The organism is Bacillus sp. NSP9.1, assembly GCF_000465465.2.
Classification (GTDB): Bacteria; Bacillota; Bacilli; order Bacillales; family Bacillaceae; genus Bacillus; species Bacillus sonorensis_A.
Genome location: NZ_CP048273.1, coordinates 1,796,247 through 1,818,446 on the forward strand (window position 1 = coordinate 1,796,247; position 22,200 = coordinate 1,818,446).

General features: G+C 44.3%; 19 protein-coding genes and 6 pseudogenes. 20 read left to right on the forward strand and 5 right to left on the reverse strand.

All coding sequences use genetic code 11. The annotated features are described in order from the left end of the window. Positions 1-6 precede the first annotated feature (6 nt). Entirely contained in the window at positions 7-1,332 is a 1,326-nt protein-coding gene (locus M654_RS09310) for an APC family permease (protein WP_026586642.1), read from the reverse strand. A gap of 327 nt (positions 1,333-1,659) precedes the next feature. On the opposite strand from M654_RS09310, the gene M654_RS09315 reads away from it, so the two are divergent. Then, positions 1,660-2,613, forward strand: a complete 954-nt coding sequence (locus M654_RS09315; RefSeq protein WP_026586643.1) for a ring-cleaving dioxygenase — start codon at positions 1,660-1,662, stop codon at positions 2,611-2,613. Positions 2,614-2,671: 58 nt separating this feature from the next. Here the strand turns inward: M654_RS09315 and M654_RS09320 are convergent, their stop codons facing one another. Beyond that, on the reverse strand, positions 2,672-3,976 hold the full coding sequence (locus M654_RS09320) for a S1C family serine protease (protein ID WP_026586644.1): 1,305 nt from the start codon (positions 3,974-3,976) through the stop codon (positions 2,672-2,674). A 304-nt stretch (positions 3,977-4,280) separates the two neighbouring features. Further along, positions 4,281-4,613, reverse strand: a complete 333-nt coding sequence (locus M654_RS09325) for a tyrosine-type recombinase/integrase (RefSeq protein WP_236251254.1) — start codon at positions 4,611-4,613, stop codon at positions 4,281-4,283. A gap of 194 nt (positions 4,614-4,807) precedes the next feature. On the opposite strand from M654_RS09325, the pseudogene M654_RS09330 reads away from it, so the two are divergent. From M654_RS09330 to M654_RS24350, 10 genes and pseudogenes are all read left to right on the forward strand, one after another. Next, positions 4,808-4,909: pseudogene (locus tag M654_RS09330) on the forward strand (recombinase RecT); the annotation flags it as partial. Positions 4,910-5,174: 265 nt separating this feature from the next. Beyond that, positions 5,175-5,849 carry a hypothetical protein gene (locus tag M654_RS09335; protein ID WP_051290358.1) on the forward strand — a complete coding sequence of 225 codons (675 nt, stop codon included), beginning with the start codon at positions 5,175-5,177 and terminating at the stop codon, positions 5,847-5,849. Positions 5,850-5,980: 131 nt separating this feature from the next. Continuing rightward, a complete protein-coding gene (locus tag M654_RS24105) occupies positions 5,981-6,103 on the forward strand; it encodes a hypothetical protein (RefSeq protein WP_268884425.1) in 123 nt (40 codons plus the stop codon). Positions 6,104-6,122: 19 nt separating this feature from the next. Next, positions 6,123-6,632, forward strand: a complete 510-nt coding sequence (locus tag M654_RS09340) for a hypothetical protein (RefSeq protein ID WP_051290359.1) — start codon at positions 6,123-6,125, stop codon at positions 6,630-6,632. A gap of 166 nt (positions 6,633-6,798) precedes the next feature. Then, positions 6,799-7,713, forward strand: coding sequence for a hypothetical protein (locus M654_RS09345; protein ID WP_026586648.1), 915 nt, complete (start codon positions 6,799-6,801; stop codon positions 7,711-7,713). Positions 7,714-7,920: 207 nt separating this feature from the next. Next, positions 7,921-8,319, forward strand: coding sequence for a hypothetical protein (locus M654_RS09350; protein WP_026586649.1), 399 nt, complete (start codon positions 7,921-7,923; stop codon positions 8,317-8,319). A gap of 137 nt (positions 8,320-8,456) precedes the next feature. After that, positions 8,457-9,167: pseudogene (terS, locus tag M654_RS24340) on the forward strand (phage terminase small subunit). After that, positions 9,167-9,492 (forward strand): annotated as a pseudogene (locus tag M654_RS09360) (phage terminase large subunit); the annotation flags it as partial. The pseudogenes terS and M654_RS09360, both read left to right, overlap by 1 nt. A 65-nt stretch (positions 9,493-9,557) precedes the next feature. After that, positions 9,558-9,641: pseudogene (locus tag M654_RS24345) on the forward strand (hypothetical protein); the annotation flags it as partial. Positions 9,642-9,737: 96 nt separating this feature from the next. After that, a pseudogene (locus M654_RS24350) lies at positions 9,738-10,009 on the forward strand (peptidoglycan-binding domain-containing protein); the annotation flags it as partial. A 40-nt stretch (positions 10,010-10,049) separates the two neighbouring features. Here M654_RS24350 and M654_RS09375 read toward each other — a convergent pair. Next, complete coding sequence (locus tag M654_RS09375) at positions 10,050-10,568, reverse strand: barstar family protein (protein WP_051290360.1); 519 nt, start codon at positions 10,566-10,568, stop codon at positions 10,050-10,052. A gap of 17 nt (positions 10,569-10,585) precedes the next feature. Continuing rightward, a pseudogene (locus M654_RS09380) lies at positions 10,586-12,213 on the reverse strand (T7SS effector LXG polymorphic toxin). 379 nt (positions 12,214-12,592) lie between these two features. Between M654_RS09380 and M654_RS09385 the strand changes: the two are divergent. From M654_RS09385 to M654_RS09425, 9 genes are all read left to right on the forward strand, one after another. Then, positions 12,593-12,886 carry a DUF5316 domain-containing protein gene (locus M654_RS09385; RefSeq protein ID WP_026586654.1) on the forward strand — a complete coding sequence of 98 codons (294 nt, stop codon included), beginning with the start codon at positions 12,593-12,595 and terminating at the stop codon, positions 12,884-12,886. 922 nt (positions 12,887-13,808) lie between these two features. Beyond that, positions 13,809-14,633 (forward strand): M55 family metallopeptidase, encoded by an 825-nt coding sequence (locus M654_RS09390; RefSeq protein ID WP_026586655.1) that lies wholly within the window; start codon positions 13,809-13,811, stop codon positions 14,631-14,633. A gap of 15 nt (positions 14,634-14,648) precedes the next feature. Continuing rightward, positions 14,649-15,575, forward strand: a complete 927-nt coding sequence (locus M654_RS09395; protein ID WP_026586656.1) for an ABC transporter permease — start codon at positions 14,649-14,651, stop codon at positions 15,573-15,575. Between the two features lie 5 nt (positions 15,576-15,580). Beyond that, complete coding sequence (locus M654_RS09400) at positions 15,581-16,540, forward strand: ABC transporter permease (protein ID WP_026586657.1); 960 nt, start codon at positions 15,581-15,583, stop codon at positions 16,538-16,540. Positions 16,541-16,547: 7 nt separating this feature from the next. Then, entirely contained in the window at positions 16,548-17,540 is a 993-nt protein-coding gene (locus M654_RS09405) for an ABC transporter ATP-binding protein (protein ID WP_026586658.1), read from the forward strand. Between the two features lie 10 nt (positions 17,541-17,550). Beyond that, on the forward strand, positions 17,551-19,191 hold the full coding sequence (locus M654_RS09410) for a peptide ABC transporter substrate-binding protein (protein ID WP_026586659.1): 1,641 nt from the start codon (positions 17,551-17,553) through the stop codon (positions 19,189-19,191). Positions 19,192-19,301: 110 nt separating this feature from the next. After that, complete coding sequence (locus M654_RS09415) at positions 19,302-20,189, forward strand: S66 peptidase family protein (RefSeq protein ID WP_236251255.1); 888 nt, start codon at positions 19,302-19,304, stop codon at positions 20,187-20,189. A 24-nt stretch (positions 20,190-20,213) separates the two neighbouring features. Further along, positions 20,214-21,308 (forward strand): mandelate racemase/muconate lactonizing enzyme family protein, encoded by a 1,095-nt coding sequence (locus M654_RS09420; protein ID WP_026586661.1) that lies wholly within the window; start codon positions 20,214-20,216, stop codon positions 21,306-21,308. Then, a complete protein-coding gene (locus M654_RS09425) occupies positions 21,308-22,195 on the forward strand; it encodes a C40 family peptidase (RefSeq protein WP_026586662.1) in 888 nt (295 codons plus the stop codon). Before M654_RS09420 ends, M654_RS09425 begins: the two co-directional genes overlap by 1 nt. The last annotated feature ends 5 nt before the right edge of the window (positions 22,196-22,200 follow it).

The window sequence follows — 22,200 nt, forward strand, 5'->3', positions numbered from 1 at the left end:
GGCGGCTTATACATGGGAGCCGCCTTTGTTTCGTTTTTTCATCCACACATAAACAGGGAGTCCGGCAAGGCCGATCAAGATAGACCAGAGGCAGCTGTAAAAGTCTGTGATCAGGGTGCTGAAAAGGACAAACAGCGATCCGGCAATAGCCGCAATCGGCATGTAAGGGTAAAGCGGCACACTGTAGGATCTTTCCTGTCCGCTGTTTTTCTTCCTCAGAATAAACACCGCGAAAAATGCCATCACATAAAAGATATAGATCATAAAAATCGAAACCTCAGACAGCTTTTCCGGATTGCTGATCATCATGAGGACGACGGCAATCATGATCTGTACGGTGACGGCAATCCAAGGCGTATGGAATGTCGGGTGGACATGCGAGATACAGCGCGAAAACGGCAGCTGTTTTTTTTCCGCCATCGCGAAAATAACGCGCGGGAAAGACAGAACTTTTCCGTTTAAACAGCCGAAAATGCTGACGATAATACCGATGGAGATCAATTTTCCGCCGAGCGGTCCAAACAGCATCGAAGCGGCGGTGCTTGTCGCATTTTCACCGAGTGCGACAATCTGTTCTGCCGGCAGAATATGCAAGAGCGCCAGATTGATAAACAGATAGCACGCCGTCACAATCAAAATGCCTCCGGTCATCGCTTTTGGAAGCACCTTTTCCGGGTTTTTCATTTCTCCGCCGAGTGCGGCAAGAAGAATCCAGCCGTCGTAGGCAAACAATGTCGCCAGCACCGCCGCTCCGAAATTCTCTCCGCCGAAGCTTTTGACTTCGCTGAAAATATGTTCATCACCTTGCCAGAGCCCGAAGACAACAATACATACAATGGGGATCAGTTTTCCGACCGTTGTGATCGTCTGGACCGCTCCGCCGTACTTTGTCCCGATGATGTTGATGATGCACAAAAACGCGACGGAAATAATGCCGATCAGTGCGGTCCATGATTTGTCCCAGGAAAACAAGTTGGCCACAAGCGACCCGAAATATAGCCCAAGGGCGCCGATGATCGCCGGTCCGTAGATGATGATCTGCACCCAGCCGCACAAAAAGCCCCAAAACTCTCCGTAGATTTCTTCCAGATACGTGTACAACCCGCCCGTTTTCGGAATTTGCGTGCCGATTTCGGCGATCGTCAGTCCGCCCGCAAGCGTCAAAATGCCTCCGAGAAGCCAGGCGAAAAGGGCGATCTGTGCATTCCCGGAATAAGAAAGAACACTGCCGGGCTTCATAAACACGCCCGAGCCGATGATCGTGCCAATCACAAGAGAAAGCGCAAATAACAAGCCAATCTCTTTTTTTAGTCCGTTTGTGTCTGCATTCATTTGCTACGCCTCCTGTTGTGTCATTCTTTTTGTAAAAAACTATTTTTATATTGTAATACCTTTTTTTCAAAATAAAAATAAAATAAATTTTCAGATTTTCGTATTTCCTTTGAAGGTCATTGTTTTTCACAGAGTAAAACTAAAAAAATGCGGTTATAAACGAACTATGTAATCTATTAAAAGTTATATTGTTAGTGTTTTGCTTACCCTTAGAAACGAACCGGATCGAAAGCCGTATTGGTTGACTTTTCATCTGAAATCACCTATTTTTGAAGAAAAGAAAATATCTCGAATTCGAGATATTTAATTGAGAGGAGATTATACAAGATGAAAGTGAACGGCATTCACCACGTATCCGCTTTAACGGCCAACGCGCAAAAAAATCTCGACTTTTACGTCAAAGGGCTTGGCATGAGACTGATCAAGAAAACGGTCAATCAGGATGATCCGACAATGTATCATTTGTTTTACGGTGATGAGGTTGCAACCCCTGGTTCAGATTTGACGTTTTTCGAGATTCCGATGCTGGCCCGAAAGATACAAGGAACAAACTGCATTTCATCAGTGTCCCTCAGGGTTCCGAGCGAGGAAGCCCTCGGTTTTTGGCAGCGGCGCCTTGATGAACTCGGCGTCAGGCAAGACGGGATCATGCAGCGTGCGGGACGGAGCGTTCTCCGCTTTTTCGATCATGAAGGGCAAACGATCATTCTTGTAGCGGACGCTGAAGGTAAAGATCATGGGGTGCCAGTGAAAAACAGTCCTATTCCGGAAGAGTTTCAGATCAGAGGACTTGGGCCTGTCGAGCTGTCCGTTCCCGATAGAGGCCCGACTGAAGAAGTGCTGACAGAACTTCTCGGCTTTAAGCGTGTTGCAAAAGAGGAGCTTGATGGAAGCGGCCGGGAGCTGGTTGTGTTTGAATCAGGAGACGGCGGAGCCGCCACAGAGGTTCATCTCACAGAAACGCAAGACATGAGAAGAGAGCGTCCCGGAAAAGGCAGTGTCCACCATGTCGCATTCCGCGTCAAAAATGAAGACGAACTGCAAAAATGGCATGAAAAAATCAGTGCGCACGGTTTCACGAATTCCGGCATTGTTGAGCGCTATTATTTTAAAGCGCTCTATTTCAGAGAGCCGAACGGCATCCTCTTTGAGCTTTCCACCGACGGACCCGGCTTTCATGTTGACGAAGGACTCGATGAGCTGGGACAAAGCCTTGCGCTTCCGCCATACCTTGAAAACAGGCGAACAGAAATCGAAGCCCGTCTTACACCGATCAAATAAAAAACAAGGCCCGTGTTAAGGGCCTTGTTTTTTGTTATATCAAACAGGGGGGATTGATTTAAGAAGATGCTTCTTCTTTTTGATCAAGTTTCACTTGCTTGGTCATTGTCTTGCCGTTTCTGATGATTTTCACTTTTATCGTATCGCCGATTTGCGTATCTTTGTACAGGATGTTGCGAAGGGTGCTGCCGGCAGCGGTTTCTTTGTCGTTCAGGCTGACGATCACATCATTTTCTTTAAGCCCCGCTTTTTCGGCAGGAGATCCTGAAGCGACTTGGCCGATGTAGACGCCTTTGTTTAATTGGCTGCTCTTTAAACCGAGTGTTCCGGTTTGATAGTTTTCCGGAACCTGGCTCAGATCCATCATGCTGATGCCGATGTATGGACGTTCGATTTTGCCTTTGGACATCAGCTCTTCTGCAATCGGTTTGACATCATTGCTCGGAATCGCAAAACCGATGCCTTCCACGCCTGTTTCACTGATCTTCATGCTGTTGATGCCGATCACTTCGCCTTTCGTGTTCAACAGAGCACCGCCGCTGTTACCAGGATTGATCGCGGCATCCGTTTGAATGACGTTCATTTCCGTTTCGCCGGCAGATGTGTTGACGGATACGGTCCGGTCAACACCGCTGATGATTCCTTGTGTGACGGTGCGGGAAAGGTCTTTGCCGAGCGGATTGCCGATGGCGACGACCGATTCGCCCGCCCTTAAGCTTGACGAATCTCCGAATGACGCCACTTTTTCGACGTTATCCGCAGAAATTTCGACAACGGCAAGGTCTGTCAAGGAGTCGCTTCCGACCAGTTTGCCCTCGACTTCTTTCCCGTTTGAGAGAGAAACCTTCAGCTTGCTTGCGCCTTCGACGACATGGTTGTTCGTAATGATATACGCTTTTCCGTTCGCTTTTTTATAAATGACGCCTGACCCCGTGCCTGTTTCTTCCTCGGTTGAGCTGCCGCTGTTCGTGTTATCGCTGCTCTCAAAGCCGAACATACCATTCTCTGTCTGTTTTTGATAGTTTGAGATGCCGACGATGGCCGGCGATATGTTCTCAACCATTGCTGACACGTCGGAAGAGCTTGTAGATGACAGCTTTTCCGTCTTCGTCTCGTTCGCTGACGAAGAAGTGGATGTTTGATTGGTTTGTGTCTGAGCGGACGAATCGACTGTCTGGTCTTTTGAGTGCTGATAAGTCGACACGCCGAGGACGAGGCTTCCGCCGATGATGCCGCTGATGATCGGCGTCATCCATGATAGTCTCCGCTTTTGTTGTTCTGGTTTTAATTTTTGATTTGGCTGTTTATCAGAGACGATGATTTCGTTTTCGGTTTGAGGTTGATTTTCCCTGTTATATTCCATTTTCTCCACGCTCCTATTGTTATCATATCCTTTGATACACCCATCATAAACAAAGACTGTGGGATAAACATGAAAAGAATGTGGGAAATTGTCAAAGGAAAAGGATAGAATAGATATGGATGCTTTTTTCTTACAATACGACATTCCAGAGGTGTTGACGAACATTGAACAAAATCGGTTTTATCGGATACGGGAGCATGGCGCGGATGATTTAGTAAATCAATCGAAATCCTTATTGTATCAAGGGTTTTCACGATTTTATTTTCCTTTCTCATTGAAAAAATAACATTTTAATAACATTTATTTATGAAATCCCGATATTAAGGATGTCACCAAAAGTCTCCTGAACTTTTTGCGAAGCATCTTTTTTCATTTTATTGGTGATATGTGTATAAATTTTCATCGTAGTTTTCATATCATCGTGCCCTACCTTATCCATGATTGTTGGAAGATCAACACCGGCTTCAGTCAACATGCTGATATGTGTATGTCTGAAAATATGGGGTGTAGCATGTTTCTTGATAGATGTTTTTTTCAATATTCTTTCCATGCGATCGATCAGAGTATTTTGTAGGGTAGGGTATCCTTTTGATCTTGCGAAAACAAAATTTTCGTTATGGTATTCTTCCGGGGGAATACGTGATCTTAATCTTCTTTTTTCTGTTCAATTTGGAAATCCTTTAGCATTTCCATGATCTGTTTATCGATTTGAATGGTCCGGATTGAACCGACGGTTTTGGGTGGCGCTAACTCATATTCTTTCATATTGCCCTTTTCTGAATATATCGTCTTGGTAATTCGGATTTCATTTGTTTCGAAATTCAAATCAGACCATTGAGCGTTATTTCTTCAGCTATAGTGGCAGCTACACTTGATCTGCCAATAGATAAAAACTTGAGTTATGCCTGGATTGTCCCGTATGGGGAAACGGCGGCGAATCCTCGTTTTCACCCTGGGATTAGTGTTTGCGACGGAGATCAGTAACTAGTTTTTCGGATTACTCTTCGTGCTTATCAGCGGCTTTGCCATATGCGTCAGCGATGTCCCTCCATGTGGCAGAGTAAGATTTAAAATATAGGAAGATTGACTTATCTAAAAGTGCTAAAAAATTAAACTAAAACCCTTTAGTTTTTCTAGCAATATACAGTAAAATATATTTTGGATCGTTTTGAATTTAATGCTAAAGGGAGTTAGGAACTTGCTTGATTTTCTGAAAGGTTTTATGCTTGTCTTTAAACAATTTCTGTGGTTATTTTTAATGATATTAGGATTAGTTCTTGTATCGATTATTTGTTGGAATTTAAAGTTATATACACCTATTTTTTATATAATGGTCATTGGGGCTTACTTTTTCGTTTGGTATGTTCCTTATGTTGTTTTTCTAAGTCCTTTAAGAATAAAGAGAGATAACCTGTATCTTTGGTTAGATCAACCAACTGACAGAGAGTTGGTTTCTCAGCTTTCAGATATTGATGTTAAAGGTTTGATGGAAAATTTAGAAGCAGTAAGTAAGTGTTTAAAAGTCTATGCTGGTTTTGATGTTTTTAAGTTGAGATTATTAAAAGGATATTTTAAAACAAAGAATTCAGAAGGACATATGGAAATCCTATCACGATCAATTATTACTGTTTTAACGGGTCCGATATTATTGTTTGCTATCAATAATAGAGAGACATTGGAGGTACTTAAACCTAGTGATTTTCCAGATGTTAATCCAATGTTCCTTACTATATTAAACTTTATAACTCTCGGATGGTATTTTATGAGCATTCTTGCGGCTTTAACAACTGATTATGCAATAAATAAAAAAAGAAATCGTTTACTGGAAGAGATACTTGACGCATGTATAAGTGATTTAGAACAAAAAAAATAAGTCCAAGACGGAAAGCCTGCGGACACTGAACTTACAGCATTTACGCTGTTGGTTTGGTGTCCGTTTTTTATTTTTTCTCCCGGCCGTAGCCTTATTGAAAGAAAAAATTTAAGGCGGGGGGTGATTGATAAATGAAGCAGCAAAACAAGAAGCCAGCCAAAAAGCTGGAAAAGCTCACTGAACGGGATTTAAGAAACATGATGGATACAAACAGACCCATCTATAAAAGAGCCAAAGGCGGGGCATTCAGGTAACGATAAGGGGGCATGGATTATGAATAAAAAAGAAATTGAAAAGCTGATCAGTAGTTATTATTGGATGGCAAAAGAGGTTCAGAGATTGCAAAGGGTGCTTTATGGTTCTGACATTCCTATGCGGAGCTGGGGTGTTGCTCAGTATGGATTGGAGGCGGCTATGCCAAAGGGAAGCCCGGGGAAAAGCCAGGCCGAATTAAAGCAAATGGACTTGAGAGAAGAACGCCTTTACAAACGTCTGGAGTATTTTGAGGCACGCGTATATGCGATTGAAGCGGCAGCAAGAAATATCGAAGGGAAACAGCATAAAGTCAATTATGATTGCATGATGGAAGGAATGAGCTATCGAGCCATTAGCCTTCATCTCGGCATATCGCTGGAAACCGTAAGGCGAATGAAAGACGAAATCATCAACCAGTTGTGCCAAAATTGCCGCATTGTGCAGTTGTTGAACCCAGAAAAATCCGTCGTGCAAAATGGAAGACAGGACGGGGAGGCAGATAATCCCGAGTCACGACGCAAAATATAGTGAGTAAATGCGACTCTGTAATTATGCGGAGTCGTTTTTTAACTTGCAATTTATTAGCAAGGACATCTTTTCATTTAGACCTCATAAATATTCGACGGGAAGTCTAATTGCTTATTTCTCTATTTTTTTTTATGTTGTAATATAAGCTTCAGGAGGTCAATTTTCAATGAGATATTTATTACTGCAAAATTTAATCGCATTCTTAGTCCCGTATTTTATACTGATATTCTTGGGGATTCTTTTTAAGAAAAGTGTAATAGAAAAAAATGAACTTATAATTAAACATTATATTTTAAAAAATACTAGGGAAAGTTCTCAGGAAGGTTTGCTAAAATTTTTCTCGAAATTTCATATAATTGATGTATTAAGCATACGCAGAATGAAAACCATAAAGAGTTGGTTAATAAATAACCATAGTATAGATGATTTAAAAATGATTAAAATTGCAACAGAAGATGAGTTTAAAAGGAAAGAGAATTTCTTATCACGTGCCACATTTGTTAATTTGTTTTTTTTGCCTTTCTTTACTGGAGTTGTATCTTTTGTAGTTCCGCTCTTTACATTTATCTTTAGTTTAACTGCTTTTGGTATTCAACAAGAATATATAAAAGCATCAAAGTCTAATCCTACTAGGTCTTTTTTTGCTTTTTTTGATCTTACGGATCCAGATAATAATCAGTTAGAAAGGTTTATAAATCCAATATTTAACATGGTATATTATGATACTGTTGGATTCTTTTTTCAAGCATTTGCCTTTATAGTTTTAGTAGTGGGCTTCAGTTTATTCTTAAGGAGACTTTCTTTAAGAAATACTTCTAGACTACATCTAATCACTCAACAAGCTTATGAAGAAAAACTTAAAAATGTTGAAAAATTGACTAGTGATATAAGAGAGATTAAAAAGAAGTTAGCTCTTAATTGGAATATGGTAACGTTAAATAACTCAAATGAAAATCTTGAAATAATATTTATTTCTCCGGATAAGGCAGACTGCTTTCTTCTTGAATCAAACGAAGAGAAAGACATTGTGGAACTTAGAACTATTATAAAAGATATTGACAGTAAGTTTAATGAATCTTAGGCATCCATCTGGGTGCTTTTTTATGTTCTCTGTAAACCGTGTCCAGTGAATCTCAGAATAGACAATCGGCGGCTAAAGAAGGCCCCTGAGTGTGGGCGGAATATGAAGAAACTGTGTGAAAACATAAAAACCAATTAATTAAAAGTATAAAATGTAATTAAATGTAAATTATAATAGCGTAACTTTATTAACGAAGGAGGATTCTTTATGTGTTATGGTCCAGACAACACTAAAGAATTAATTTCAAATCAGATAGGGTGGGTTAAAGTTCCATGCGGATTTAGGGCACAATTTCGCTTTTCAAGTGATGCTCATTTTGAAAATGCAATATGTATCTACCCACAAAATAGCGACCGCAAATTAGTGGAACGAGGAAATTATAATAGATCGCTAAATGATTGGGCAACGCCTGAAAACAACACTGCACAAGATGAGTGGTATAGAGTGACAGGGTGGCATAAATCTTCTCCTCCAAGTGCCTCTAAACCTTGGATTATGAGTGCAATTAGAAATGAATCAAATGCAAATCAATATATATTTGGATTTGAAGATGCTGGTGGCGAAGAATATGATGATATGAGGTGTTATGTAGATATTGTTCAATAAAACCTTAAAAAACACGTTGGGATAGCCTCTAGGGTTGTCCTTTTTTATTTTCCCAAAAAAACAAATCAGAAGGGGGCGGCGGGTGAATGTAGACTGCCGAAAAGCACATTCAAGCACAAAAAGATTACGTTAAATGAATAAAATACAAGGACCTTGCCGAAAAGTATGGGGTGTCAGTCAACACCATCAAGTCATGGAAAAGGAGGCATGGTTAGGAAAGAAAAAAAGGGTGCATCCATTGAAAAAAGTGTGCACACAAAAAAGTAGTTGCGCCTCCCGGCAATATAAATGCACTCGGGAACAACGGCGGCGCACCGAAGGGAAATCAGAATGCTGTGACTCACGGCTTTTTCTCCAAGTTTCTCCCGGAGGAAACCCTCGAGATCATGGAAGAGATACAGGAACATTCACCGGCTGATATGATGTAGGATCAAATTCAGATCCAGATCCAATACGCGGCCATTATCCGGGCGCAGTGCATCATGTTCGTTCAGGATAAGGACGATCTTGCAAAAGAGATGAAAAAGGGAAAATACTCTTTTCATTTGGAAGATGATGAAAACGGCAATGAGCAATTACAAAAAACCGTTGATGAGGAAGAATATGAAATTCAGTTCGCCTGGGATCGTCACGCAACCTTCCTGTATGCTCAATCTCGGGCTATGGGTGAGCTTAGGAGCCTGATTAAGCAATTTGACGCAATGGCCCATGAAGAGGATGAGCGGCGGCTTAAAATGGAGCAAATGCAATTGAACATCGAGAAAACGAAAGTCGAAGTCGAGCGACTGAACGACAATGAAAATGACTCAACGTTTGAAATTATCATCAAGGATAAAGGTGATCGATGATGGAAAAAGAAGTGAATCCTCGTTTCAGGGACTTTCTCTTTGATTGGTCGCAGAAGTTTTATTTTCTCGTCGGCGGTTATGGATCATCTAAGAGCTATCATGTAGTCCTCAAACTGATTCTGAAACTACTGCAGGAAAAGCGGACAGCCTTAGTCGTCAGGGAAGTTTACGACACCCATAGGGATTCGACTTTTTCCCTGCTTGAAGAGATCATTACAGACTTAGGGCTTGATCACAAAATCCGATGTGTCAGCTCACCGATGTAAATTAGGTTCCAAACGGCAGCAAAATCATCTTTAAAGGGATGGACAAGCCGGCAAAGCTATATCCACCGGCACGATCTTGAAAAAAGGATCGTCAGGCTCCAAAGTCAAGGCTTTGCAAAAGCGTTTGATTGCTGCAAGCTTTTCGCTGCCGAAGTATGGGGCTGATGGTTCTTACGGTAATGAAACTGTGCAGGCTTTCAAATCCTTTCAAAAGAAGGCCGGAATTGCGGTTGATGGAATATACGGACCAGCAACAGAAAAAGCACTGTCTGCCAGTGAAAAGAAAAAGTCATCTTCAAATGGAAAAAAATCATCTTACAAGCTGCCGTCCGGCATCTATAAAGTGAAAAGCCCGATGATGAGATGATGAAAGGAACGGCTGTCCGACAGATTCAGGCGGCGCTGGCTGCTCTTTATTATTACCCGGACAAAGGGGCCAAGAATAACGGTATTGACGGGTATTACGGGAAGAAAACAGCTAACGCGGTCAAACGGTTCCAGATGGTTCACGGGCTGTCTGCTGATGGTATTTACGGACCGAAAACGAAAGCAAAACTCGAAGCGAAATTGAAATAAATAAAGAAGGCGCCAGTTGAGGCGCCTTCTCTTAAAAAACTTATATTTGAATTTTCTCGAATTTATTTATATTTTTATTTGATAAAATTGAGTCCAATTTTTCCTCGTTTTCTTTTTCACAATGTAATACTACATGAAATGGAGTAGGAGGAGTTGGAAAAGAATCGTATTCTCTCCCTGATACCCACTCATTTATTGCCGAATTTAAAATATCCACAAACACATTAAACTCTTCATTTTGCAGTAACAACTTATCGGAATTTCTAATAAATAAAACATATTTTTCAGAATCTAACCAATCTAAATCATTAATACATTCGTCGAATGCTGCCCAATTTTCTCCGAAATAATTTGGGAACTTTAGTTTTTTTGCAAATTCTTTCATTAAGTGTTCAGGAGTTATACAATTATTACCCTCAATTACAGTTAAAAATACTTCGCTTTCATTGTTTGTCGCATAAGAATTTTTTTCTGCGATTTCATCGAATGATTCCTGTTCCCCAACAAGTAAATGAATATACGGTTCTTGCAACATTAAAATCCCATCTAACATTTTCATAATATGATATATCTCTCCTATCTCATTCTAACGAATGTTTTATAATGATCATTTGTATACCAGGCTGAACCATCTTCCCCAATTACAATTCTCTCTGCACCTCTATCCTGGCCTTTAACTTTAGGGTTAACATCATACTCCTTATAGGTAGTGCCCGATGGTAATTTCTGCCCGCCGTATTTACCACTGTTTTCAAAAGGCTTTCCGCCTTTGTAGCCTTTTGGAGGTGTTCCGTTTTTCTTGGTTACTTCTTCAAGTACATGCTTTGCTTTCGAAGGAATTTCAATTTTGTTTGTCCCTTTAGCACCGGACTTGTCTTTTTCATCAATTTTACCAACATCTTCGGTTGTTTTCCCGCCTTTTTCAGCCTTAGAAGCTTGCTCAGTTGATTTCGCACCTTTCTCAACCTTTGCAATTTTCTTTGCTGATTCCTCACCTTTGAATAATTTGTAACCGCGTTTTCCGTATTTAAATGCTTTTCCAAAAGGTGTGACATAAAATCCAGCTAAAAAACGATCTTTGACTGAAACGATTTCACCTGTTGCAAGGTCGTACCCAAATCCGGCTCTTACTGCATCATAAACTCCTGCAAATTCCAAACCGGTCTCTAGATATTTTTCCCATTCGCTTTTTTCAACATCTTCAGGAAGGGTGTAAGTAGGTTCTAACTTGACGATTATATTACCATCTATATAAGCTCGGTACACTGTGTCATTATAAACAGTATATTTCTTTTCTAGCTTTTCTAACTCCTCTTCACTATACACTTTCTTAGAAACTTTTTGTGTCGCCAATTTTTTTGTTCGGTCAGGGTCGGCGAGAGTATTCATTTCAGTGTCTTCTTTGTCTCCGACTTTTTTCAACATAACACCCATCGCTGTTTCTTGATTTCCACTCAGGGTATCCATCTCCGGCTTTAAAATCGCGCCTTTTTGTTGATAGCCGGTTATTTCAATTTTTGGTCCGGTATACATCTTTTCGAGCCGCGCAATGTATTTCTGCATCGTCTCAAGGTCGTTTTCAGCCGTTTTGAGGGCGTTTGTTTGCTCGCGGTCAAACGCATGCAGCTTTTCAAGAGTCGTGCTGATTTCCTTTAACGCTTTCTGATTCTGTTCGTGAAAATCGCTGTCGTTCAAATCCGGCAGATCAACGATATGACTGACTTTTGCGATTGTCGCGTTGGTCTTGGAAACCAAATGTTTCGTTGTTCGATCAGCAGCATTTAAACCATTCTCAAGTTCGTGCTCGAGAAAGGACTGTGAAATAAATCCATTATGGTTTGGTTCCAGGGAATTCAACGCGTTTTTCATTTTCTTCAGCGCGGAACTGTATTCCTCTATGAAAGTATCATAGAACTGTAGAAAAGGGGTGTGGCATTCCTCGTAAAATTCAGCGCACTTTTCATTTTCTTTAGCGTGGAACTGTATTCCTCTATGAAAGTGTCATAGAACTGCAAAAAAGGGGTGTGGCATTCCTCGTAAAAGGCACGGATCGCGTCGCCGCCTTTTCCCTTTAAAGCATCATCAAGTGATGTGATGTCCTTAACGGCTTTTTTGACTTTGGCGATTTCGTCTGATTGTTGTTTTAATTGTTCCAGCGTTTTGTCAATTGCATGGTGCAACGCCTGAACATCCAAGGTTTTCATGGCATTCTCCTCTAATACTAATGGTTACAATCAGTATAGAGTTTACCACTTTACGGAAAGATATTGGTGAAAAAATCCTGCCTATCCACGAAAATGAATCATTTGTTTTAGGTTATTATACCTATTTTATTGAGGGTTTTTTTGAGAAAAGGAGGACGTATTTTTATCTTAACTATAGACCGTGGTCTACACCTTTGGGGCCATCTCCGGCAATTTGCAGTCACCAAAAGCTATACCGAGTCTCTTGGTGGTACAAGCTAAGTCACACTTAAAAGAAGATCATCTACTTGGAGGCTTCAGCTCGTAAATGACACTTTGGCTTCCTAAAACACGAAAAGTACGGTATCGTATTTATAAAAATACGAAGGCGTGAATTAAAATGAAAAGATGGATTTGGTTCTTAATTGGTCTTGCCTGTTTAGCTGTGAGCTTAATTGTCTCAGTTTTTACACAAGATCACAGCCTGATCATCAAGGTTTCAGGAACAGTTGGAATTATTTCTATTCTCGTCTCCGGGATCTTTTTGGGAGCCTTTGTAAATGGCGACAAACAACGGGCCAATTATTTTTCTGAAACAAAAGAACACAGAGACACAAGAACAAAAATGTCAATTAACATTCTGCTGCTCGGGTTGCCTCACATCATCGCCAGCATAGCTTTTTTTATCATGTAACTCGCCCGGCAGAGCCGCTACCTTGGCGATTTTGGAAGTGAAAAGCAGGCCGTCGGTCATGTTTTATCTGTTTCAGTTTTCTTTAGTCTACTCTTCATGATCCCCATGAACAAAATGTGCAACAATATAACAATGAAAATATACACAGGGTCAATTCTCCAAAAGAAAGTATTAAAAGTCATCACGAAAACCATGAGTAGTGTTGTAATCCACCATATAGACTCATATTTTTTTTCGCGCTGCTCTTGATTCCTCTTACGTTTAACTAGGTCAAATATCAAACAAACAGCCATAAAAACCAATAAAATAATTGTTGGCACAGTAGACTAGAAATTTTCTTTGATAGTATTCATTACTATCCCAAACAAAGCAAACCCTAGAAAAATCCAAAGAATTCTCATAAAAGTATCATATCCTTCTTAATTTCCACTTAATTGTTATTAAATCACATTAAAGGCATTCCAAAAAGGTCTATTTTTGCTTATAGTCGTATTTATATACATGTTTTGACATGAAAGGACGTTCAAGAAAGTATGAAGGTAATACTTTCTCTTGCAGCGGAACAAACCACAATGGACAGAACAATAATGTAGGAAACACCGCTGTTCCTAATTGTACTTACCATTCTTTCTCAAGATCATGTCATCTTGTTCTTCAAGTTAAAAAACAGGGATTCAGAAAATTCCAGGAGACGAATAAGAACGCGTGCAAAATTGTCAAAACAGAAGAACGGGGCAATGTAACCAATACAAACTGGGATAATACAATTATACTTGCCCTTCTCGGTGTTATCAGCTTGTAATTCCATTGTTATCTAAAATTCCCAATAAATATTGAAATCTTGTTCGAATTCTAATATAATTTGTTAGAATATTCTTAAAATAATAAAAAATTTGAGATGTTTTTGATGAGGGGGAATTTTGTGAAGCTGTACATGTCCGTTGATATGGAAGGAATTTCTGGACTTCCTGATGATACGTTTGTCGATTCAAGCAAGCTGAACTATGAGCGGGGAAGGGCGATCATGACGGATGAAGCCAATCATGTGATTGAAGCAGCGTTGCAAAACGGCTGTTCAGAAGTGCTTGTCAATGACAGCCATTCAAAAATGAACAATATTTTGATCGAGCGCCTCCATCCTGAAGCACAGCTTATTTCAGGGGATGTCAAGCCGTTTTCGATGGTTCAGGGACTTGATGAAACATATGGGGGAGCGGTGTTTCTCGGCTATCACGCGCGGGCGTCGATGAGAGGCGTGATGTCGCACAGCATGATCTTCGGTGTTCGGCATTTTTACATAAACGATCAGACGGTCGGCGAGCTCGGCTTTAACGCTTATGTAGCCGGCTATTACGGCGTTCCGGTCATCATGGTGGCCGGTGACAGTGAGGCCGCGGCTGAAGCGAAGGAGCTGATCCCGAACGTGACGACCGCGGCCGTGAAAGAAACGATTTCGCGTTCGGCCGTCAAATGTCTGACACCTGAGAAAGCGGGGCGTCTTTTAAAGGAACAGACGGCTTATGCGCTGCAAAACAGGGACAAGGTCAAGCCCCTCACACCTCCGGACAGGCCGGTGCTCAGCATCGAATTTGCCAACTACGGCCAGGCGGAGTGGGCGAACTTGATGCCCGGCACTGAAATCAAACCGGGAACGACGATTGTCCGCTATCAAGCGAAAGATATTTTGGAGGCCTACCAAGCGATGCTTGTCATGACAGAGCTGGCGATGCGGACGACATTTTCCTAGGAAGGTGTGATGGACATGGCGGGTTACATCATGAAGCGGTTTTTCTCGATGCTTGTGACCATTTTGGTGATCACAACATTGACCTTTGTGATGATGAAAGTGATTCCGGGTTCTCCTTTTAATGAGGAGCGAAACACCAATGAGGCGGTTCAGCGAAACCTTGAAGCTTATTATCACTTAGATGAGCCTCTCATTGTGCAATATGTGATCTACTTGAAATCGATCATCACCTTTGATTTTGGACCGTCGATCAAACAGTCTTCGCAAAGTGTGAACGACATGCTGGCAAGAGGCTTCCCTGTTTCATTTGAACTGGGGATGACGGCGCTCGTGCTGGCGGTCATATCAGGAATCGCCCTCGGCATTTTTGCGGCGCTGAAGCAAAACGGGATCATCGATTACTTGGCGATGACAATCGCCGTCCTCGGGATTTCTGTGCCGAACTTCATTATGGCGACCCTCTTGATTCAGCAATTCGCCGTCAATTGGAACATCTTTCCGCCTTCGACCTGGACGAGCCCGATGCATATGGTGCTGCCGACAACGGCTTTGGCGATGGGACCGATGGCGATAATCGCCAGATTGACGCGGTCGAGCATGATTGAAGTGCTGACCCAGGATTATATCCGCACGGCAAGGGCGAAGGGACTCTCTCCCTTTAAAATCGTCATCAAGCATGCGCTTAAAAACGCGCTGATGCCCGTTGTTACGGTGCTTGGCACACTTTCAGCCGCCATTTTAACAGGGAGCTTCGTCATTGAAAAAATCTTCGCGATTCCAGGCATGGGAAAATACTTCGTCGAAAGCATCAACTCCCGCGATTATCCCGTGATTATGGGAACCACCGTTTTCTACAGCATCATCCTCATCGTTATGCTGTTTTTAGTCGATATGGCATACGGAATCCTTGATCCGCGCATTAAACTGCATAAGAAAGGGTGAGAGATATGAGCCTTCCGGTTCGCCGGGAAAATGGGACTCCGCATGGCGGGCCTATCCCGAATGAATGGTTTGCCCCGAAGAAACAGGTAAGGGGTGAAAGCGAATCTGTTGTCAGGCCGAGCCTTTCATACTGGCAGAACGCCTGGCGGATTTTAAGAAAGAACAAGCTGGCGATGACTGGCTTGAGTATTTTAATCTTTCTCTTTATCATGGCGGCTCTCGGGCCGACTCTTTCTCCCCACAGTGTCACACAGCAGTCGCTTTCCCAGCAAAACCTGCCTCCGTCCGGAACGCATTGGTTCGGAACCGACGAGCTGGGCCGCGATGTTTTTACAAGAACATGGTATGGAGCGAGGATTTCGCTTTTTGTCGGCCTTATGGCGGCGTTGATCGATTTTGCGATCGGTGTTATCTACGGCGGTGTTGCCGGCTATAAAGGCGGTAAGACCGATCATGTGATGATGCGGATCATCGAAGTCTTGCACGGGCTTCCATACCTTTTGGTCGTCATCCTTCTGATGGTCTTGATGGGACCGGGACTCGGGACGATTATCGTTGCGCTGACGGTCACCGGCTGGGTCGGCATGGCGAGAATTGTCAGAGGGCAGGTGCTGAAGATCAAACACGATGAGCACGTTCTTGCATCCAAAACATTTGGGGCGAAAACGATGCGGATCATTAGGCGGAACCTGCTTCCGAACATGATGGGGGCGATTATCGTGCAAATGACGCTGACGGTGCCGCAAGCCATATTTGCCGAAGCGTTCTTAAGCTTCCTCGGCTTAGGGATTCAAGCCCCGTTTGCCAGCTGGGGCGTGATGGCCAACGACGGTCTGCCGGTCATTTTGTCGGGGGATTGGTGGCGGCTGTTTTTTCCGGCTTTCTTTATTTCATTGACGATGTTCGCCTTTAATGTTCTGGGAGACGGACTCCAGGATGCGCTGGATCCGAAGCTGAGGAGGTGATGGATGTTTGCGGAAAAAAGTGCTGGATGTTGAAAATCTGCATGTTTCATTTGCGACACACGGAGGGACGGTGAAAGCTGTCCGCGGTGTCAGCTTTGCTTTATATGAAGGGGAAACGTTTGCGGTCGTCGGTGAATCGGGCTGCGGGAAAAGCGTAACATCACAAAGCATCATGCAGCTTTTGCCGAAGTATTCCGCCTCCATCACCGACGGTTCGATCCGCTTTAAAGGAAGGGATTTGCGCTATCTGTCTGAAAAAGAGATGCGGAAAATCCGCGGCGCCGAGATTTCGATGATTTTTCAGGATCCGATGACTGCCCTGAATCCGACGTTAACGATCGGCGACCAGCTGACAGAAGCGGTTTTGGAGCATCGAAGAATTTCAAAGGATGCCGCGAAAAAAGCCGCCCTCTCCATGCTTGAGCTTGTCGGAATCCCGAACCCGAAAGAGCGTTTGCGGCAGTATCCCCATCAATTCAGCGGCGGAATGAGGCAGCGGATCGTAATCGCGATGGCGCTGATCTGCGAACCGGAGATCCTGATTGCGGACGAACCGACAACAGCGCTTGATGTCACCATTCAAGCGCAGATCCTTGAGCTCTTTAAAGACATACAGCGCAAAACCGGGGTCTCGATTATGTTGATTACCCATGATTTGGGCGTTGTCGCGCAGACGGCCGATAGAATCGCGGTCATGTACGCCGGAAAAATCGCGGAGACGGGGACGAGAAAAGACATCTTTTATCATCCGCAGCATCCATACACAAAAGGGTTGCTGAAATCCGTTCCAAGGCTTGACATTGAAGAAGCGGAGCTTGTCCCGATTGACGGGACGCCGCCTGATTTATTTTCACCGCCTCAAGGGTGTCCGTTTACCGCCCGCTGTTCATCTGCAATGGAAGTGTGCGAAAAGCTCCACCCTGTGAAAACCGAACTTACAGCCGGGCATGATGTGTGCTGCTGGCTTCAGGACGAGCGGGCCGTATTGGTGAGAAAGTGATAAGGATCAAATGAAACGGGGGGATTTGATGAAAAGGTTGTGGAGCAGTTTGGCCGCTATGATGATTGTTGTGATGCTGTTTGGGTGTACGGCGAATGAGCAAGCCGGTCAGGAGACGGAAAAGAAAGGAAAGGAAGCTGAAAAAGAACAAATCCTGCGGCTGAACAATGAGAATGAGCCGACGTCATTCGATCCGCCGATCGGCTTTAACAATGTGTCATGGCAGGCGCTGAACAACATTATGGAAGGGCTGACACGGCTTGGAAAAGATCATGAGCCTGAGGCTGCATCAGCCGAAAAATGGGACATTTCCGCTGACGGAAAGACATATACATTTACAATTCGAAAACAGGCGCAATGGTCAAACGGGGATCCGTTGACAGCCGGCGATTTCGAATATGCGTGGAAGCGGCTGCTTGATCCGAAAACGGGTTCATCCGCCGCGTTCCTCGGCTATTTTATCGAAGGAGGAGAGGCGTTTAACACGGGAAAAGGCGCAAAAGATGATGTGAAAGTGGAGGCTTTGGATGACAAAACATTGAAAGTCACACTGGCCCATCCGCAGAAATCGTTTTTAAGCATTGTCGCCAATCCGGCCTTTTTCCCCGTCAATCAAAAGGTCGCCGAAGAAAATCCGAAATGGCACGAAGAAGCAGACACATTTGTCGGCAACGGACCGTTCAAGCTGACAGAGTGGAAGCATGATGAAAGCTTCACGATGGTAAAAAGCGATACGTATTGGGATAAGGATGCCGTCAAGCTTGATAAAGTCACATGGGCGATGGTTGATGACAGAAATACGGATTACCAGATGTTCGAGTCCAATGAGCTTGATACATCCTATGTGCCGGCAGAGATGAGCGAGAAGCTGAGGGGCTCTGACCAGGTGAAAGTGTTCGAGCAGGCGGGCCTTTATTTTTACAGGTTCAACGTCAATATGGAGCCGTTTAAAAATGAAAACATCAGAAAAGCGTTCGCGATGGCCATTGACCAGCAGGAAATCGTCGACTATGTCACAAAAAACGGTGAAAAACCGGCGCGGGCCTTTGTCTCTCCTGGTATTAAGGGACCTAGCGGCAAGGACTTTCGCGAGGAAGGCGGCGATTTGGTCAAATATGATCCCGAAGAAGCGAAAAAGCTGCTGGAAAAGGGCATGAGGGAAGAACACTATCAAAAGCTTCCCGCTGTGACATTGACATACAGTACAAAGCCTGAGCATAAAAAAATGGCAGAGGCCATTCAGCAGAAGCTGAAAAGCACGCTCGGCGTCAATGTAAAGCTCGCAAATATGGAGTGGAATACATTCCTTGAAGAGCAAAAAGCGCTGAAATTTCAGTTTTCCCAAAGCTCTTTCCTAGCCGATTACGCAGATCCCGTCAATTTTCTGGAAAGCTTTCAGACCGGCAATGCGATGAACAGAACCGGGTGGAGCAATAAAGCGTATGATCAGCTGATCAACGCGGCGAAAAAAGAAGCCGACGAACAAAAGCGGAACGAGCTGATGCATCAGGCTGAAAAGCTGTTGTTTGAAGGAATGCCGATCATTCCCATCCACTTCTATAATCAAGTTCATTTGGAAAAAGAGAACGTAAAAGGCATCATCCGCCACCCTGTCGGCTATATCGAGCTCAAATGGGCCGAAAAAACATAAACCGTGTCCGCCTGTGATCTGTGCAAGCTTAGCACAGGGCCGGGCGGATTTTTCTAAAAGGGGGTACTCTTTTGTTGAAAATAACGCCTCAACGGCTGAAAAAAGGAGATATGGTCGGAGTGATCGCACCGGCCAGTCCGCCTGATCCGGAAAAGCTGGATGCCGCCGTCGCTTTTTTACAAGAGCTGGGCCTTCGTGTCAAACTGGGCCGGGCCGCGGCAAAAAAACACGGCTATCTCGCAGGACGTGATGAAGAGCGGCTGAGCGATTTTCATGACATGTTTTTAGATCCTGCCGTCAAAGCGGTGATCTGCGCTTGCGGCGGATATGGAACGGCAAGAATCGCCGGAAACATCGACTATCAGATCTTGAAAAACAACCCGAAAATTTTCTGGGGCTACTCAGATATTACTTTTTTGCATACAGCCATCAGGCAGCAGACGGGGCTTGTCACTTTTCACGGGCCGATGCTCAGCTCGGACATCGGCCGGGATGACGTCGATCCGCTGACAAAACATTCGTTTCGACAGCTTTTTCAAAAATCGGCGCTTACTTTGACGGATGACACCTCGCCTTTGAAGACGGTTGTGAAAGGGAAGGTGAAGGGGGAGCTTGCCGGCGGTAATCTCGCCCTTTTAACGACCACGCTCGGAACTCCGTTTGAAATCGATGTAAAAGGAAAGCTTTTGTTTATCGAAGATGTCGATGAGGAGCCTTATCGCATTGACCGGATGCTGAATCATCTGCAGATGGCGGGAAAGCTTTCCGACGCCGCCGGGATGTTGATTTGCGATTTTCATAACTGCACACCGAAAAAACGCGAGCAATCGCTGACACTGAAAGAGCTGATCGAAGACTATATCGTCCCCGAGGGAAAACCGGCGCTGTCCGGCTTTAAAATCGGCCATTCATCACCGAACATCGCCGTGCCGATCGGGGCGGAGGCCGTGTTGGATGCCGATCGGAAACAGCTGACGATCGAGCCGGGAATTTCTTAAAACTTAAGAGAAAGGAGGGCCGGCATGCAGATCACCGACATCACCACATACCGTGCCAGCGTTCGCCTGAAAAAACCGTTTAAAACCGCGCTTCGAACCGTACATACCGCAGAGGCTGTCATCGTGAAAATCACAGCTGAGAACGGGGCGATAGGCTGGGGAGAAGCGCCTCCGACCGCCGTCATCACCGGCGAAACGCTTGAAAGCATCGAAGGGGCGATCAAACAGGTCTTCGCCCCGGCGCTGATCGGCCAAAGTTTACTGAGAGCGGACGCCATTTTTCATACAATCGAAAAGCTGATGATTGGAAACACAAGTGCGAAAGCGGCCGTTGATATGGCTGTTTATGACTGTTTAGCGCAAATGTGCGGCCTGCCTCTTTATCAATTTTTGGGGGGATACAGGCGGGAGATGGAGACGGACTTTACCGTCAGTGTCAACGACCCCGAAGAAATGGGAAAGGATGCCGCACGCTATATAAAAGAAGGCTATCACACCTTGAAAATCAAAATCGGAAAAGACGACATCGCAACAGACCTGGCCCGTATCCGCGAAATCCGCAAGGTAAGCGGGTCCGGGGTTAACATCCGGCTCGACGTGAATCAAGGCTGGACAGTGAAGCAGGCGATAGGAGCCATTCGCAAGATGGAAGATGAAGGTCTTGATATTGAGCTTGTGGAGCAGCCTGTCCACAGACACGATCTTGAAGGTTTGAAGCAAGTAACAGATGCAGTGGATACGCCGATCATGGCGGATGAAAGCGTCTTTACAGCAGAGGAGGCGTTCCTGGTTTTGAAAACAAGAAGCGCCGACATGATCAATATCAAGCTGATGAAAGCGGGCGGCATCCGCCAGGCGCTGACGATCAATGCGATGGCAGAAGCCTGCGGTGTGGAATGCATGGCTGGAAGCATGATCGAAACGAGGCTCGGCATTACAGCCGCCGCGCACTTTGCCGCAAGCCAGAAAAACGTGACAAGATTTGACTTTGACGCACCGCTTATGCTGAAAGAAGACATCGTCCAGGGCGGCATCATTTATGAAGGCAGGAAACTGACGATTCCGGAAGTCCCGGGACTCGGGATTGATTATATCAAAGGTTTAAGGGGAGATGACTGATGACGGTCTATACAGCCGCCGTCGCGGTAGCCAATGTTTGGACACATCCCGAAGCACCGCGCCGTGCAGATGAAATGATGCTCTCAAAACCCGCTCCTATCAGACATTGGCTTGAGTCACTAGCATATGAAGACCGCCTTGCGCTGTGTACGGAAAACCTTCTGCAAACACAGGTTTTATTCGGCGAAGATGTCGAGGTGCTCGAGGAAAAGGACGGCTGGGCATCTGTCGTCATTCCCGGCCAGCCATCTGCGAAAAATGAGCGTGGTTATCCGGGCTGGATTCCCGCAGCCTGCCTGGTCAGAAAAACAGATCCCAAGACCGAAAGCTGCGCCGTTATTCAAAAACCGACTGCTTTTTTATATGATCAAAAGAAAACAAAAGAACTCGAATTAAGCTTTCTCACAAAGCTCGCTGTTCTATCGGAGGAGAGCGGCTGGTTTGAAGTGGCGACGCCATTGGGACGAAAATGGCTGAAAAAAGCAGATGCGACAATCAAAGGACATCGCAAAGGCTCCGGCAAAGACATCGTGCAAACGGGAAAAGCGTTTTTAAACCTTCCGTATCTATGGGGGGGAATGAGCGGATTCGGCTATGATTGTTCAGGGTTTGTCTTCAATATGCTGAAAGCCAACGGACACCTCGTCCCCCGCGATGCCGGCGACCAGGCAAAAGGAGGCAAGGACGTTTCCTTAAGCCATCTGGAGGAGGGGGATTTGCTGTTTTTTGCATATGAAGAGGGCCAAGGCCGGGTCCATCATGTTGGCATTTACTGTGGGGAAGGGCGGATGCTCCACTCGCCGAAAACGGGAAAATCGATTGAAATCATATCTCTTAAAGGCACGGTTTATGAAAAAGAGCTGTGTGCGGCAAGGCGCTACTTTTAAACAAA